Source organism: Terribium retamae, assembly GCF_022347545.1.
GTDB classification, from domain to species: domain Bacteria; phylum Pseudomonadota; class Alphaproteobacteria; order Rhizobiales; family Rhizobiaceae; genus Mesorhizobium; species Mesorhizobium retamae.
In genome coordinates, this window is the sequence record NZ_JAKREW010000004.1 from 173,064 (window position 1) to 188,612 (window position 15,549).

17 protein-coding genes are annotated in these 15,549 nt (G+C 60.8%); 7 read left to right on the forward strand and 10 right to left on the reverse strand.

The window, feature by feature from the left end; all coding sequences use genetic code 11:
* Nucleotides 1-22: 22 nt before the first annotated feature.
* The gene (locus L4923_RS07190) at nt 23-1,591 is read right to left on the reverse strand and encodes an amino acid permease (RefSeq protein ID WP_239363098.1); all 1,569 of its coding nucleotides are present in this window, start codon (nt 1,589-1,591) and stop codon (nt 23-25) included.
* A gap of 24 nt (nt 1,592-1,615) precedes the next feature.
* Complete coding sequence (locus L4923_RS07195; protein ID WP_239363099.1) at nt 1,616-2,434, reverse strand: N-formylglutamate amidohydrolase; 819 nt, start codon at nt 2,432-2,434, stop codon at nt 1,616-1,618.
* A 187-nt stretch (nt 2,435-2,621) separates the two neighbouring features.
* Here L4923_RS07195 and L4923_RS07200 point away from each other — a divergent pair, with 187 nt between their 5' ends.
* Nucleotides 2,622-3,401 carry a MurR/RpiR family transcriptional regulator gene (locus L4923_RS07200; protein ID WP_239363220.1) on the forward strand — a complete coding sequence of 260 codons (780 nt, stop codon included), beginning with the start codon at nt 2,622-2,624 and terminating at the stop codon, nt 3,399-3,401.
* Nucleotides 3,402-3,502: 101 nt separating this feature from the next.
* Here the strand turns inward: L4923_RS07200 and L4923_RS07205 are convergent, their stop codons facing one another.
* The 8 genes from L4923_RS07205 to L4923_RS07240 form a co-directional block, all read right to left on the reverse strand.
* Nucleotides 3,503-3,907: a GtrA family protein gene (locus tag L4923_RS07205; RefSeq protein WP_239363100.1), complete on the reverse strand. Its 405-nt coding sequence runs from the start codon at nt 3,905-3,907 to the stop codon at nt 3,503-3,505.
* Entirely contained in the window at nt 3,904-4,719 is an 816-nt protein-coding gene (locus L4923_RS07210) for a ChbG/HpnK family deacetylase (RefSeq protein ID WP_239363101.1), read from the reverse strand. The genes L4923_RS07205 and L4923_RS07210 overlap by 4 nt, the downstream gene beginning before the upstream one ends.
* Nucleotides 4,716-5,684, reverse strand: a complete 969-nt coding sequence (locus L4923_RS07215; protein WP_239363102.1) for a glycosyltransferase family 2 protein — start codon at nt 5,682-5,684, stop codon at nt 4,716-4,718. Before L4923_RS07215 ends, L4923_RS07210 begins: the two co-directional genes overlap by 4 nt.
* A complete protein-coding gene (locus tag L4923_RS07220) occupies nt 5,677-6,843 on the reverse strand; it encodes a glycosyltransferase family 87 protein (RefSeq protein WP_239363103.1) in 1,167 nt (388 codons plus the stop codon). Before L4923_RS07220 ends, L4923_RS07215 begins: the two co-directional genes overlap by 8 nt.
* Before the next feature lie 159 nt (nt 6,844-7,002).
* Complete coding sequence (locus tag L4923_RS07225; RefSeq protein ID WP_239363104.1) at nt 7,003-8,040, reverse strand: zinc-binding dehydrogenase; 1,038 nt, start codon at nt 8,038-8,040, stop codon at nt 7,003-7,005.
* Nucleotides 8,041-8,058: 18 nt separating this feature from the next.
* Nucleotides 8,059-9,027, reverse strand: coding sequence for an NADPH:quinone oxidoreductase family protein (locus tag L4923_RS07230; RefSeq protein ID WP_239363106.1), 969 nt, complete (start codon nt 9,025-9,027; stop codon nt 8,059-8,061).
* A gap of 39 nt (nt 9,028-9,066) precedes the next feature.
* Nucleotides 9,067-10,308 (reverse strand): acyl-CoA dehydrogenase family protein, encoded by a 1,242-nt coding sequence (locus L4923_RS07235; protein ID WP_239363109.1) that lies wholly within the window; start codon nt 10,306-10,308, stop codon nt 9,067-9,069.
* Complete coding sequence (locus L4923_RS07240; protein ID WP_239363112.1) at nt 10,301-10,978, reverse strand: TetR/AcrR family transcriptional regulator; 678 nt, start codon at nt 10,976-10,978, stop codon at nt 10,301-10,303. The genes L4923_RS07235 and L4923_RS07240 overlap by 8 nt, the downstream gene beginning before the upstream one ends.
* A gap of 99 nt (nt 10,979-11,077) precedes the next feature.
* On the opposite strand from L4923_RS07240, the gene L4923_RS07245 reads away from it, so the two are divergent.
* From L4923_RS07245 to L4923_RS07270, 6 genes are all read left to right on the forward strand, one after another.
* The gene (locus L4923_RS07245) at nt 11,078-11,893 is read left to right on the forward strand and encodes an SDR family oxidoreductase (protein WP_239363114.1); all 816 of its coding nucleotides are present in this window, start codon (nt 11,078-11,080) and stop codon (nt 11,891-11,893) included.
* 17 nt (nt 11,894-11,910) lie between these two features.
* Complete coding sequence (locus L4923_RS07250; protein ID WP_275448292.1) at nt 11,911-12,396, forward strand: MaoC family dehydratase; 486 nt, start codon at nt 11,911-11,913, stop codon at nt 12,394-12,396.
* The gene (locus L4923_RS07255) at nt 12,393-13,427 is read left to right on the forward strand and encodes a phosphotransferase (RefSeq protein WP_239363119.1); all 1,035 of its coding nucleotides are present in this window, start codon (nt 12,393-12,395) and stop codon (nt 13,425-13,427) included. The genes L4923_RS07250 and L4923_RS07255 overlap by 4 nt, the downstream gene beginning before the upstream one ends.
* Nucleotides 13,428-13,429: 2 nt before the next feature.
* On the forward strand, nt 13,430-14,206 hold the full coding sequence (locus tag L4923_RS07260; RefSeq protein ID WP_239363121.1) for an SDR family NAD(P)-dependent oxidoreductase: 777 nt from the start codon (nt 13,430-13,432) through the stop codon (nt 14,204-14,206).
* A 111-nt stretch (nt 14,207-14,317) separates the two neighbouring features.
* Entirely contained in the window at nt 14,318-14,965 is a 648-nt protein-coding gene (locus tag L4923_RS07265) for a TetR/AcrR family transcriptional regulator (protein WP_239363123.1), read from the forward strand.
* Between the two features lie 307 nt (nt 14,966-15,272).
* A complete protein-coding gene (locus L4923_RS07270; protein ID WP_239363126.1) occupies nt 15,273-15,488 on the forward strand; it encodes a DUF680 domain-containing protein in 216 nt (71 codons plus the stop codon).
* Nucleotides 15,489-15,549: the final 61 nt, after the last annotated feature.

Consider the following 15,549-nt stretch of genomic DNA (forward strand, 5'->3'; position numbering starts at 1 on the left):
ACCGGCCATGGTCCCTTTGTTATCAGTGAGCGCCACCCGTTTCGCCGACCGCACGCTCGGCGGCGGCGATGATGGCCTTGCGTTTGGCGATCTCGTCGCCGATTGGCGGACCCTGGAAGCGGTTCTTTTCAACCGCGAACCAAAGAATCGCGGCCAGCAAAACGAAGCCGATAACGATCCACAGCACCTTGTCGTTCGGCGGCTGGATAGCGATGTAGAAGATAACCGCCATGCCGACCACGGACAGGAAGGTCACAAGCTTGTAGAGCCCGCCCGACATCGCCCACGGACCCGGATTCGGCCATTTGGCTGTTCCGTAGGCGAACATCGCCAGAACCAGCGGGATGGTGAAGGACAGGAACAGGAAGACCAGCGTCGAGTTGACGACGATGGTGTAGAGATTGGTGCCACCGATCGAGACGAACTGTGCCGCGAACACGTAGACGATCTCCAGAATCGCTGCCGTCCAGATCGCGGTAACGGGTGTCCGGTACTTCGGCGAAACCGTGGACAGCGCCTTCGACCCCACCGGCATCCCATCGTCTCGCGAGAAGGCGAACAACATGCGCGAAGCAGAGGTCACAGTCGCCAGACCACACAGAAGCTGCGTGATGAAGATCAGGAAGTAGATGATGTTCTTCAACCCGGCAGGCAGAATGGCGTCCATCGTGCCGAAGAACATGCCCCAGCCCTGCTTCGCAGCCACCGCCATGTCGGGAATGGCAAGCGTGATGGCGCAGATCATGATCCAACCGACCAACGACGACCACAGCACCGCCGAAACGATGCCTTTTGGCACGGAGAGTGCAGCACCCTTGGTCTCTTCCGAGGTGTGAGCGGAAGCGTCGTACCCGGTGATTGTATAGACCGGAAGCAGCAAGCAGAGCAGAAACAGGTAGCCCATGCTGTCGCTCTGCGGGAAAACGCCGCCACCGGCATCACCCGAATAGTTGGTGAACGTCCACAATCGCGAGATGTCTATCGCCGGCGCGAAGTACAAGCAGGCCAGCACCAATACCGCAGTGGTGGCGAAGATGATGTAGCCGGAAATATCCGTCAGGAATGTCGTGACCTTGATGCCGAGGTGGTTGAACAGCGCCTGTATGACCGTAATCAGCGCGACGAAGGCAACGATGTGCCCCGCCGAGGTGTCCATTCCCACCCAAGAGCCGAACGTGCCCTGGAAGAAGAACGCTGTACCGATGTTGATAGCGCCGAGCACGGTGATCAGGCCGAGCAGGTTGAGCCAGGCGGTCAGCCAGCCGGTGAACCGATTGCCCAGGATCGATGCCCAGTGATAAAGCCCGCCCGCCGTCGGAAAAGCGGAAGCGATCTGGGCCATCGACAATGCGAACATACCCGAGATCAAGCAGCCGACGATCCACCCGATGCCGGCGCCGGCGCCGCCAATCGAAGAGATCGCCTGAGCGAAAGAATTGATGCCGCCCGACAAGATGCAGATGATCGAAAATGAGATTGCAAAGTTGGAAAAGCGGCTCATCGACCGCTGAAGTTCCTGGGCGTAGCCCATGGAATGGAGGACTTTGACGTCCTCGCTCTTTTCGTGTTCGGTGTAATCAGGCGCTGCCATAAGAGTGTTCCCTTATTTGTACTTTCAGATGGTGCCTTCGATCGTTCGTACCGTTTTCGTCGGCGGCGGCTTCGGCGACCGCGCCGGTTCGAGGCTGGTGAAGATGCCCGCCAGCCGTTCTCCCCATTTTTTCTGCCCGGCTTGATCCCGGATCTCATCGTTGCGGATTTCGATCATCGCGCACAACAGGCCACGCGAGCGCGCGTGCCGTTCCAGCGTGAAGTAGACGCGGTCTGCCGGCGAATAGGGCTGGTTGGCTCCAACGATGAAACCGCCCTCTCTTTCGAGCGCCGCAATCAGCGGTGCCGACAGACGCGTGTCTTCGTCGTGGATGATGCCGATATGCCAGGGACGGTCGACGCCCTTGTAGACCGGCGTGAAGGAATGCACCGAGACCAGTCGCGTCTCCAGCCCGCGCGCCGTCCGCGCCTCGATCAAACCGTCGATCGTTTCGTGAAAAGGCCTCCAGCAACGGTCGATGCGCGCCTCGCGTGCAGCGACCGATAGGTTCTCGTTACCGGGTATGACCGTCGTTTCGCTGACGGGTGGGATCAGGTCCGGCGCATCGAGAGGACGATTGCAGTCCAGGACTAGCCGCGAGATGCAGGTTTCGACCAGGGGCGCATCGAGCCGCGCACTCAGGAGCTGCGCCACGGGCAGCGCGCCAGGGTCCCAGGCAATATGTCGCGCAAGGTCGGAAGCGGGAAGCCCGAGAGTGCCGAATTCGGCAGGCAAAAAGTTGGTGGCGTGGTCGCATGTGAAGACAAAAGCTCCCCTGCCGTCCGAGTTTGTCACCCTTACGGAATCCACGCCCTGGTGCCTGTTACGGCTTGTCCTCTCCATTCGATCCGCCGTCCCCGGGGAGCGTATCGTATGTTACGTATTTTGTTTCATTGCGCTCCCATGAATGATTTCATACAGTTTGTTTCGCTTTGTCAAACGCCTTTTCCGAAATGTGGGGGATACCGGGTTGGGAACGCAGACGACGACCACGTCCATTGCCGAGCTCATCGCGGACCGCATCGATTCCATGCCGGCGGGCGAGCGCCGTGCCGCCCAGACACTGGTCGCCAATTACCCCGTCATCGGCCTGAAGACGGTGGCGGATTTCTCCCAACAGGCCGGCGTCTCATCGCCCACTATCCTGCGTTTCGTTGCCCGGCTGGGCTTCCAGAACTACCCGGAATTCCAGTCCGCCTTGCAGGATGAACTCGCCGCGCAATTGCAGTCGCCGGCCTCTCGAACAACCATCAGCCCCAACCGAAGCGACGCCGCCTCGCCGATGATCGAGGCCACGCTCGACAATCTGCGCGAGACCTTCCGCCATCTGTCGGACAAGCAGTTGAACGAGATTGCCGAGAAGATGGCCGACCATCGCGGCCACATGTTCCTGATCGGCGGGCGCTTCACCGACCCGCTTGCGCGCTACATGGCCGCCCATCTCGCCATCATCCGCCCTAACGTCTTCCACCTCGTCGGTCAGGAAAGCATGTGGCGCGACCGGCTGATCGACATGGGCAAACGCGACGTGCTGGTGATCTTCGACATCCGCCGCTACCAGGACAGTCTGATCCGTTTTGCCGAAAAAGCGCACCAGCGCGGCGTGCAGATCGTGCTCTTCACCGACCAATGGCTGTCCCCCATTGCCCGTTTCGCCCGTCACGTGATTGCGGGGCGTACCGCCGTTCCATCACCTTGGGATTCCTCCGCGGCACTTTTCGTGGTGGCCGAGACATTGATCGGTGCGGTCACACGCCAGATGGAACCGGACAGCGCCAGGCGCATCCGCGAGATGGAAGGCCTGCGCTGAGGCTAGAGCGGTTCGTTTTCACGGAAAACGCGGAAACGCTCTAAGTTTTTGTTTTCGTCGCTTTTTTGTAATGCCAAGTGATTCCACTTAGCTACAAAATGCTAGTGGAGCAGGCGCCCTTCGATCGACCAGCGCGCAGCGAGAAAATTCAACGCGGCGGCCACGATCACACCAGCGATCTTGGCAGGCCACACGTCAATCCAGCCGGCAAGACCGGCGATGAAGACGCTGGACACGCCGAGCGAAATCAGGGCGCCGAGCGAAACGAAGCGAAACACGGAATGTGCGAGCTTGATGGAGTGATCGCGCTCGAACGACCAGAAACGGTTGGCCGTGAAGGAAAAGGCGACAGCGACCACCCAGGCGCCGACATTAGCCGCGAGAGGCAGAACGCCAAACCACAGCAAGAGCGAAAAGGCGGCAAGATCGATTGCCGTGTTCGCCAGGCCAACCGTAGCGAAACGCACCATCTTGTTGCCGAGCGAACGACCAGATTGATCGCTCATGACACGCTGTCCCGAACGACGGCTCCGTTCTGGGCCAGGACGGCCCCGAACTCATCCGAGGCCAGAAAGGCATATTCGACTTCGCGCACTTTCTGCATGGGGTCGCGCGCCTCGAGAACTGCGTCGACATGGCCCGGATGACACATGAACACCCCATCTTCCGGCATCGTCGAAACGGCCGCGCGCAAGGTCGGAGCGAAATCCTCAGGCCGCTTCCAATCATAGATACCGGTGAGCGGTCTCAATATCGGAAATCCCGCCGCTTGCATGGTGCGATCGAAGCCACGGGCAAGCGCCGCGATGACCGCCGTCTTCACGGCGATAACGCCGACCTCAAGCGGTACGACCGGGGCGCCACGCAGGATCGGCTTTTGTGCACTTGCAAACCGCGTCTTCAACCAGTCGCGAACGGCAGGCAGGAAATGCACATGCTGGTGTCCGTCGATGAAATCCGGCATGCGGCCGAGCGTATCGGCAAAGCGACCAAGCTGCGCATCCAGCTCAGCATGAACATCACCTGCCTTGATCCCCTTGAATGGTGCCGCAAACTGGCCGAGCGGCGGCAGGCGTCCTGCGGATACCAAGCTGGAATCGGCGGTCAGCGCCGATTGATCGGTCAAAGTGAGATGCAGTCCAATCGCAGCGCGACCCGCCAGTGGCTTGATGCGCACCGCGGCTTGCTGCCATTCCTCAAAACAGGTCATGCAGCTGGTGCCCGTCAGGCGACCACGTGCGATCAGATCCAGTATGGCATCGGAGACACCGGGTGCCAGACCATAGTCGTCGGCGATCAGGCGGATCGACCGCTTCACGGCTCTCGATCGTCCCGCTTGCGGCTGAGCACATCGCGCACGATGTAGACTGGCCGATCCTTGCTTTCGCTGAGTGCCACCCAGACATATTCCCCGATGAGGCCGAGCAGCGCGAGGTTGAAACCGCCAAGCACGACGATGGCAATCAACAGGCTGGGAAAGCCAGGCACGGCGATGCCGTAGAAGATCACTTCGAAGAATATCTTGAAGCCGTAGATGATGCCGGCAAGGGCCGTCGCCAGCCCTGACAGGCTGAGAATGCGCAGCGGCACGACGGAGAAGGAAGCAATGCCCTCGAGCGAAAAGGCCACGAGGTTGCGCCGGCTCCATTTGCTGGTGCCGCTGGCGCGGTCCGCCGGCGTGTAGATCAGAGCCTTGTGCCGGAAACCAGCCCAGGCATACAGGCCCTTGTTGAAGCGCCGCTTGTCGCGCAATTGCGTCAGCGCTCGGGCCACAGGGCCGCGCATGACACGGAAGTCACCGGCGTTTTCCGGAATATCGAAACGCTGGCTCGAGTTGATAAGACCGTAGAACAGTTTGGCCAACTGGCTGCGCCTCCAACTCGCTCCTTCCCGATTGGTGCGGGCATAGACGACATCGATGTCCGGATCCTCCACCAATTCGGTAATGAGCTGCAGGCTGACTTCCAGCGAGTGCTGCAGGTCGGCGTCCATGATCAGCACAAAATCACCGTGCGCCCTGTCGAGGCCAGCCAAGACCGCCACCTCCTTACCGAAATTGCGGCTGAGACGGACAATCTCCCACTCACCGGTCAGTGCTTGGGCGAAACGCTCGGCACCATCGTCGGTGCCGCCGTCATCGATCAGGATCTTGCGGGTCTCGAAGCCGAAGCGGCGTGAGACTTCAGCTTCCAACTCCGACAGCAGCCGCGCGAACTCCTTCGCTGAGGCCGCCTCGTTCCAGAACGGCGCGACGATGTCGAGTTTCGGCTGGGCTTCAGGCATAGGCCTGCACTCCTGCACGCTTGAACCTTCCGTGCGCAACCGACCAGAACCACCACAAGATCGGCAGCGTAATTGCGGTCATGGCAACAGGGCGGAACCAGAGACGCAGCGCCTCCTGAAGATCGGAGTTGATGCCGCTCAAACCTGTGACGAACAAGGCAATAGCGGCGACGCTGCGCAGAAGGCCGCCGTCTTCATTGTCCCAGATGGCTGCCAGGGCAGCACCGGCGGGCATCGCGAGCACGGCGAAGGTGTTGTATTCCACGCGCGGGTTGAGCAGGCACATATAGAACGCCGCGGTCAGGAAGATGGCGAGGCCGGCGAACCGGCGATCGAGATTGCGATCATACCACAACACCAAAAGGAGCGTCGGCAATGCGACGACGATTCGAACCAAGGTCGCTGCCTGGGTGGAGATCGGCATGCCGAGCGCGGTAAAGGGAGCCGTGAAGTCAGCCGTATCGAAAGCTGTCGATTTGTCGAGTGACATCGATGTCATCAGCATCGCGAAGTCACGGTATAGCTGGTTGACATAGTCGACCGGTGCGAAAGCGTAGGGGAGCGCAAGCACGAAAAACAGCACCAGGACAAGAACGGGGATCAGCCGTAACCGCAACGCGCCTACCAGCAGAAAAACGATGATCGCAGTCGGCTTGGCAACCACCGCCAACGTCGCCCACAAAAAGGTTTCAGCGCGCCGGCCTTCCAAGGCCGACAGCACCAGCAGCCAGCAGGCTCCGGTCAGAAGGATGGTCGCTTGACCGTTGCGAAGGGCACCGGCCGTGATCGGCACAGCCAGAAACAATGCATAGGAGAACATCCATAGGCGGTTTTCGGGATTGATTATCCGCACCTGCCGCCAAACAGCATAGGTCAGCACAGCGAAATTCAGGATGCGCCACAGACTATCACCGATCACAGGGCCAAGCTTCATGAACGGCACGTAGAGCACGGCGAAGGCTGGCGAATAGAGATAACCCATGGCGATGTTGAGATCGTATAATTGCCTGCCGGACAGGAACATTTCGCTGGCCGTACGATAGCTGGGCATGACTGACCGATGGTCGGGCGTCATGCTGGCCATGATGAGGATCGCGGCAAAACCGCCGACCCACAAAGCGAGACCGCCCCAGTCCCAAGAATGCCTGACTTTAGCCATTTCCCAACATGCCCCGCTCGTGGCTAAGAATACGAAGCCACCTTTCCCGGCGCGGGCATATCATGGCGAGGGTTGCTCGGTACACCCCACCACCAGCATCCAGCGGCGACGCGTTTTCGGCTGGCTGTCTATGCAGTCAACATTGCCGCAGGATTGCGTTCAAGGCCGGAGGAAGACCTTGCCGTTGGGCTTCGCAAGTTCGGCGGGAACGCGCTCCATCGCCTCGGCCAGCGGCACTACGGCGGTTACGTCGGTCGCCCAGCGTCCATCGGAAAAGCGGCGCTGCACCTCCAGCGCCGCCGGGCCGCGACGATCCTTGTGCCGGCGCATCCAGTCGGTCAGCCAGAAACCTTCCACCTGTTTCTGCTGGAAGATCAACTGGCCCGGCTCCCGGATCAACGTGTCGGACGGATCGAGCCTGCCATAGATGATCCAGCGCGAACGCTTCGGCATCGCATCGAACACCAGCGAGGCGAGCGGACCGGTGACGGCATCGAGGAAGATGCGCGGCTGCTCCGCCTTCATCACCTCGCGCAGTGTCCTTGCGAAATCCGGCGCCTTTTCGTTGAGCACATGCGCCGCTCCCAACTCCTTCAGCGGCGCGATCTGATCATCGCGGCGAACGGTCACGATCGGATGGTAACCGTCCTCCTTCGCGAGCCCGATGATGAGCTTGCAGAGCTGGCTGGCGCCGGCGGTCATGACGAAAGCCTTGTGCCCTTCATCCTTGACGATCCCGTACATGGCGATGGCGGTCAGCGGATTGACGATCATTGCCGCCGCATCCTCGTCGCGGACGCTATCGATCAATGGGATGCAGGCAAGCGCCTCCGCCAGCGCATAGTCGGCCCAGGCGCCCCAGTTGGTGAGACCGGTGGCAAAAGCGATCCGCTTGCCAATCAGGCTTTGCGCATAGCTGTCCTCGCCAGCTGCGACCACGGTGCCGACGCCTTCGAAGCCGGCAGGTTGCCCCTGCACACGCGGCTGGCCGTAAAGCCCCTTCACGAACATGACGTCGGAAGGGTTGATGGAAGCCAGGTTCACCTTGATGAGAACCTGCGTTGCGCTTGGCACCGGCACGCCGATGGTGCCGAAGCGCACGTAGGGCTCCATCGCTTCCAGCACACTGCCGCCCGGCTCGCGCGCATAGCCGTCGCCGACCAGGAGAAGTGCCTGCATTTCGGAGGGAATGGTCATGGCTGCATCCCTTGCATGTTACGGTTTGAGGATCAGCTTGCCGGAGGCGCCACGCCCCAGCACGCGTTGCAGGACATTGGCCGCATCGGCCAAAGGATAGACGCCTTCGATCACAGGCTTGACCTTACCCTCGAGATACCAGCCGACCAGTTCGCGCATGTTGTCGGCATAGGCTTGCGGTTCCTTGACGGTGAAGTCACCCCAATAGACGCCTACGACCGAGAACCCTTTCACCAGCGTCAGGTTGACGGCCAGCTTGGGGATACTGCCGGAGGCAAAACCGATGACCAGCAGCCGCCCGTTCCAGCCCATGGCGCGCGCCAGCGCTTCGAACGCATCGCCGCCAACCGGATCGAAGCCGACATCGACACCCTTGCCCCCGGTGATTTCCTTGAGGGCGTCCTTCAGATTGTCGTAACCGATCGCGATGTCGGCTCCCGCCTCCACGGCGATGCGCTGCTTCTCAGGCGTGGACGCCACCGCGATGACCTTGGCACCCATTGCCTTGCCGATCTGCACGGCGGCGATGCCGGTGGCGCCTGCTGCACCCAGCACACACAGCGTCTCGCCTGCCTTTAGTTGGCCGCGCTGCTTCAGAGCATGATGAGACGTACCATAGCCGCACACCAGTGCGCAGGCATCCGCCGCGCTCATCCGATCGGGCAGCTTCATCGTCATGGCTTCGGAGACAGCCACTTTTTCGGCATAACCTCCAATTACGGTGAGTGCAGCCACCCTGTCCCCAACCGTCAGACCGGTTACCTTCGCTCCGACAGCGGCAACTCGACCGGCCACCTCCATGCCCGGCACGAAAGGCGCCGGCGGCTTCATCTGATAAAGCCCCTGGACAAGCAGCCCGTCAGGATAGTTGACGCCGATGGCCTCGGCCTCGATGACCACCGCATCGCCCTTCGCCTCGGGCTCCGGCCAATCGCCGTAGACGAGTTGATCGAGCGGCGCGAAGGCTCGGGCAATGATGGCTTTCATGCTCTCCTCCAGACCGCGCTTTATACTCCGAACGAGAGCCTAAAGCTTTTCCTGCGTGTATTTTTTGAGTTCTTCTCGCGCGATCTGGCGGCGGTGCACGGCATCGGGGCCATCGGCCAGCCGCAGTGTGCGGAGATGCGTCCATGCCCGCGCCAAGGGCGTGTCCTGGCTGATGCCTTGCGCGCCATGCATCTGCACGGCTTCATCGACCACCTTCAGCGCTACGCGCGGCGCAATCACCTTGATCTGGCTGATCCAGGGCGCTGCGGCACGTGCGTCGCCCTGGTCGATCATCCAGGCAGCCTTCAGGCAAAGCAGCCTGGCCATTTCGATCTCCATGCGGCACTCGGCGATGATGTCGAAATTGGCGCCGAGCCTGGCAAGCGGCTGACCGAATGCCTCGCGCCGCATCGATCGTCTGGACAGAAGCTCCAGCGCCATTTCGGCCTGCCCGATGGCGCGCATGCAGTGATGGATGCGGCCTGGCCCGAGCCGCCCTTGAGCAATCTCGAAGCCCCTGCCCTCGCCGAGGATCATGTTGGCGGCGGGCACCCTCACATTTTCGAAACGCAGATGCATGTGACCATGCGGAGCGTCATCGTCGCCATAGACCTGCATGGCGCGCAGTTTGGTTATGCCCCTGCTGTCGGCAGGCACCAGGACCATCGAATGCCGCCTGTGCTTGGGGTCGCTCTCGGCGCCGGTCTTCACCATGACGATGTAGATGGCGCAGCGTGGATCGCCGGCACCGGATGCCCACCATTTCTCGCCGTTCAGCACATAGCCGTCGCCATCGCGCTCGCAACGCATGGAGATATTTGTGGCATCGGAGGACGCCACATCCGGTTCTGTCATCAGATAGGCTGAGCGAATCTTGCCGCCCAGCAACGGTTCCAGCCACGCTTTCTTGTGCTCGGCTGAACCGTAGCGCTCCAGCACCTCCATATTGCCGGTATCGGGCGCCGAGCAATTGAAGGTTTCGGCGCCGAGATGCGCCTTGCCCATCTCTTCGGCGAGATAGGCATATTCAACCGTCGTGAGCCCATAGCCGCGTTCGGAACCGGTCAGCCAGAAATTCCACAGGCCACGTTGCCGCGCCGTGCCTTTCAGGCTTTCAAGGATCTCGGTCTGGCGCTGCGTATAGACCCATCGATCGCCTGTTTTGCCGACCTCGGCCAGGAATTCCCCGTCCAGTGGCATCACCTCGTTGCGCACCATCGCAGCGACCTGGGCATGGATCGGCTTCAGCCGCTCCGTCATGCCGAGATTCATGTCAGCCATTGCAGGCTCCTTCCCTGACGCCCAACCCGCGGGCGGTGAAATCGACAACCTGCGCCACGATCACTTCGATGTCGCGTTCGTTCTCGCCGGGACGCGGCGTGTACCAGAAGAGTGGCGAATTCAGCGAGACAAACATCAGCTGTTCGGTGACGCGAGGGTCCTCGAAGCGCATGTCGCCGGCCTCGCGCGCGGCCACGATCACCTGCCGGAAGATCGCACCATAATCATTGCGATACTGCATCAGCCGCGCGAACTCTTCACGCTGTTCCGGCGTGGTGGCGCCACGCAGGTAGAGTTCGACGCCTTCCCAGACGACGCGCTGGTAGGGTCTGGTCACGATCATCTGACGCGTATGGACCATCGCCATGCGCCGCCAACGCGCAACCGCCGTTCCCGCAGCATCGCGCACTGGCCTGATCGCGGCGTAGTTCATCTCCATGCCCGCGCGGAAGACGTCCGCGAAGAGATCACCCTTCGAAGGGTAGTGATGGTAGATGCGACCTTTGGTCGATCCGAGGCTGCGCGCGACATCATCGATGGAACTCGCCGCATAACCCTTGGCCATGAAACAGGCGGCAGCGGCGTCGAGGATCGTGGCGCGGGAACTGTCGGAAGCGCCGACCGATCTGATCTCCTCTTCCCGCTCCGTCAGATGCGGTCTCGCTGCCATGGCCCCTCGATTTTGCCGGCTTTACAAGGATTAAAGTTCAACATACTACTCGGTATGTTGTCAATCCGAACGTCGAAGCCGGAGGCAATAGGAGGAGTGATGACCTATCTCGACGAGCTGTTCTCGGTAACTGGCAAGACAGCGCTGGTGACAGGCGCCGCGACCGGCATCGGCCGCATGGCCGCAACGGCGCTGGTGCTCGGTGGGGCCACCGTCATGATTGCCTCACGCAAGGGCGAGGATTGCGCCAAGGTCGCGGACGAATTGAATGCTCTCGGCGCGCCCGGTCGCGCTGAAGGCTTCGCAGGAGACGTCTCCTCCGAAGCCGGTATCGCCGCACTGGTCGATACCGTGAAGGCACGAACCGAGCGGCTTCACATCCTGATCAACAACGCAGGCATTTCCTGGGGCGCGCCGTTGGAGAGTTTTCCCTACCACGCCTGGGCCAAGGTGTTCGGTGTCAATGTCACTGCCGTTTTCCATCTGACCCGCGAATTGCTGCCGCTGCTGGAGAAGGCGGCCACCGATGCCGATCCTGCGCGCGTCATCAATCTTGGTTCGGTAATGGGTACGCAGCCGCTGGCCGACGATGCCTATTCCTACACCGCCTCCAAGGCCGCCGTTCATCATCTCACCCGCACGCTTGCCATAGAGCTCGCCGCCCGGCGCATCACGGTCAATGCCTTCGCTCCCGGACCTTTTCAGAGCCGCATGACGGCATTCGCTACCGGCACGGAAGAACAGGCCAGACATGTCGGCGGCCATGTTCCCATCGGGCGCATCGGGCAACCGGATGACATTGGCGGCGCCACGCTCTATTTGTGCAGCCGGGCTGGCAGCTATGTCACCGGCGCAATCCTGCCGATCGATGGCGGACAATCGGTGCAGCACGGCCTGACCCTGTTCAAGGAATGAAGGCCTGGCGCCAGGAGATGCCCGTGCAACCCATCAGTCTCGAAACATTGCTCGCCAATGTCGGCAAGGAAGTCGGCCTCTCGCCTTGGCGGGTTGTGACGCAAACGATGATCGACCAATTCGCCGACGCGACCGACGATCATCAATTCATCCACTGCGATCCGGAACGCGCCGCTGCGGAAGCCCCCTTTGGCGGCACGATCGCACATGGTTTCCTCACCTTGTCATTGCTGTCGGCCATGACTTTCGAGACGCTTCCCCCACTCGCGAAAGGCAAGATGGGCGTCAACCACGGTTTTGACGAAGTCCGGTTCCTGGCGCCGGTCAAGACCGGTGCCCGCATCCGCACCCGTTTCGTGTTGGCCGACGTGAAGGCGCGGCCATCCGGCTGGGTGCAGACTTCGCACGACGTGACCATCGAGATCGAAGGGTCGCTGAAACCGGCGCTCACCGCGCGCTGGCTGACGCTGACCTTCGTGGAGCCTGAAACGCAGGACGCATGACCGATCCGAACACGCTCGATCCTACGCTGCTTGCCCCATATCTGGAGCGGGAAATCGACGGCTTTTCAGGCTTGCAATCGATCGAGAAGTTCAAGTCGGGCCAATCAAACCCAACCTATCTGCTGACCGCGAAAAGCGGTCGTTACGTACTGCGCGCCAAGCCGCCGGGCCAATTGCTGAAATCGGCGCACCAGGTCGACCGCGAATTCCACGTCATGCGGGCACTGGCTGAGACCGACGTGCCGGTGCCCCGCATGCTGCATCTGGCTGACGAGGACTCGCCGATAGGGCGCATGTTCTATGTCATGTCCTTCGTCGAAGGCCGGATCTTCTGGGACCCTGCCTTGCCGGAATTGTCCGTTAAGGAAGAACGCGCCGCCATCTACGACGCGATGAACGCCACACTGGCGGCGCTCCATGACGTTGATATCGATGCGGTCGGTCTCGCCGATTACGGCAAGCCCGGCAGCTATTTCGAACGCCAGCTCGGGCGCTGGACCAGCCAGTATCGTGCCTCCGAAACCGAGCCCAGTGCTGAGATGGAGACGCTGATTGCCTGGCTGGAAGGAAACAGGCCCACGGACGATGGGCGACTTGCCCTGGTGCATGGCGATTACCGGCTGGACAACATGATGTTCGCTCCTGACCGTCCCGATGTCATTGCCGTGCTCGACTGGGAACTGTCGACGCTTGGCCATCCCTTCGCCGACATCGCCTACCAATGCATGCAATGGCGCCTGCCGCATCAATCCGGTTTCAAAGGGCTGGGCGGCGTCGATCGTGCGACGATCGGCTTACCGTCGGAAGAGGACTATGTCGCCGCTTACTGCCGCCGCCGAAACCTGCCCGGCATCGACAATTGGACCTTCCTGCTTGCATTTTCCTTCTTCCGGCTCGCGGCGATTTGCCAAGGCGTCTACAAGCGCGCTCTCGACGGCAACGCTTCCAACCCCGCCAGGGCGAAGGTCTATGCCGACGCCGTCAAGCTGCTGACGCATCTTGCCGTGCAACTGATCGAAAAGGGAAGATGACCATGGGTCGTTTCGATGGGGCAACGGTGCTCATCACGGGTGCCACCGGCGGTCTCGGCCAAGGTGCGGCCAAGGGTTTCGCCGCAGAAGGCGCTCGGCTGATCCTCTCGGACATCGATGATGTCGCGCTGGCACATTTCGCCGCGACGCTAGACGTCGAAACGGCGGTCCTGGCCGGTAACATAGCCGACGAAGCACTGTCGGACGCTTTGGTGAAACTCGCTGTCGATCGGTTCGGCCGGCTCGATGTCGCCGTCAACAATGCCGGCATCGCCCAGAGTTTCGTGCGCCTGCCGCAAGTTGCTTCGGACGAGGCACGCCGCATCTTCGAAATCGACTTGCTCGGCGTTTTCTATGCGATGAAACACCAGATTCCGCAGATGGAACGACAATTCAAGGCGAACGGCAAAGGTGGCGTCATCGTCAACATCGCTTCCGTGGCAGGGCTGGTGGGCGCGCCGAAGCTGTCGGTTTACGCCGCAGCAAAGCACGGCGTTATCGGCCTTACCAAATCGGCAGCGGCCGAATATGCCACCAAGGGCGTGCGCGTGAACGCCATTTGTCCGGCGCATACACGCACGAAGATGGTCGATGACTTCGTCAAACTATCAGGGGCACCGGAGGCTCTGGCGCTGTCGGAACTTGCGCGCGGGGTGCCGATGAAGCGGGTCGGCGAGGTGCCGGAGATCGTCGAGGCGATGCTTTTTGCTGCAGACCCGAAAAACACTTTCATGACAGGTCACTCGCTTGCCGTGGACGGTGGTATTGGAGCGATCTGAGTAAGGTCCTGGAAGGCAATTTCCCTAACGATATCTTGCGGATGGCTGCACTGAGTATATACTGTCCGTGAGTGGGAATGGGAGCAAAACAAAAAAAGAAAGGCAACAAGATTGCCCCAGACTGCGCAAACACGCCGCGAACAACAAAAGGCGGCATTGCGATCCGAACTCGTGGCCGCAGCTCACAAGCTGGTACAGGAGGAAGGCTACGAGGGATTGACCATCCGCAAGCTGGCCAAGATGGTCGGCTATGCGCCGATGTCGGTCTATTCCTATTTCGCCGACAAACAGGACATCCTGTTCGCACTGGCGGAAGATGCCTTCCAGATATTGGCCAAGCGCATCGAGCAGAATGCCCCTGCCGATCCGATCGACGCACTGCGTGCCGTCATGACCGAATATGCCGCCTTCGGTCTTGGCAATCCGAACGAATACCGCACCGTCTTCATGACCGAGAAGACGAAGCTGCCCGAAGGCCGCTCATTCGAAAAGCTCGACGAAGAAAACCCGGCGATGAAATTGCTCATCGACCGCGTCCGGGCCTGTGTCGCCGCCGGCAAGCTGAAGGGTGACGCCCACGCCATCGCCACCATGTTGTGGGCGAACGGGCACGGCACGATCTCTTTGCTGATTACTTTTCCGTTTTATCATTTTGGTGACCAGCAGGCCTTCGTGAAGCGGATGTGCGATTTCGGGCTGGCTGCCCTGCAGGACCAGGACGTTCCTCCCCTCAGTGACCAACCTCCCAAGAAGTGCTGAGCCGATAGCGAAGCAAGTCGCGCGCTGAAGCTATCAGCCGTCCCTGCGAGCTTTCTGTCGGCCACCGATGCCCGTCGACAAGGCTAGGACGAACTGCATCGCTCTTCGCCTCTGAGCCTCTCCCCTATTCCTTTCAATGGCTTGACCTCCATGCACGCTCCAGGCCGGGCAATGCATAAAATTCGGATCAAAAGATTCTTTTCGTACGCGTACGATTTTCTCTTGAACTCCTTCTATGACGAGCATACATGTGCGAAGTAACGTACATGTACGATGTCGAATTCAGATGTTGAACCGGAGAAAGTCGATGAAAACGACAGCTCTTACCCTCGCCGCCCTGGTTGCCCTTTCGGGCGCCGCCTTCGCTGGCGAACCCGTGAAGACCCACGCCCCTGTCACCCATGCCCAGACCACCGAAAACGTCGACTATTCGTCGACCGGCTCGATCGAGCAGGGCAAGGCCAGCAACGGTCCGCGCCTCGGCGTTGACGTCAATCCGTGGATCATGCCGACGATCCAGTAAGGCTCCCCCTCCCTTACGGTTGAATGACAAAGAGCGACCGGAGATCCGGTCGCTCTTTTCT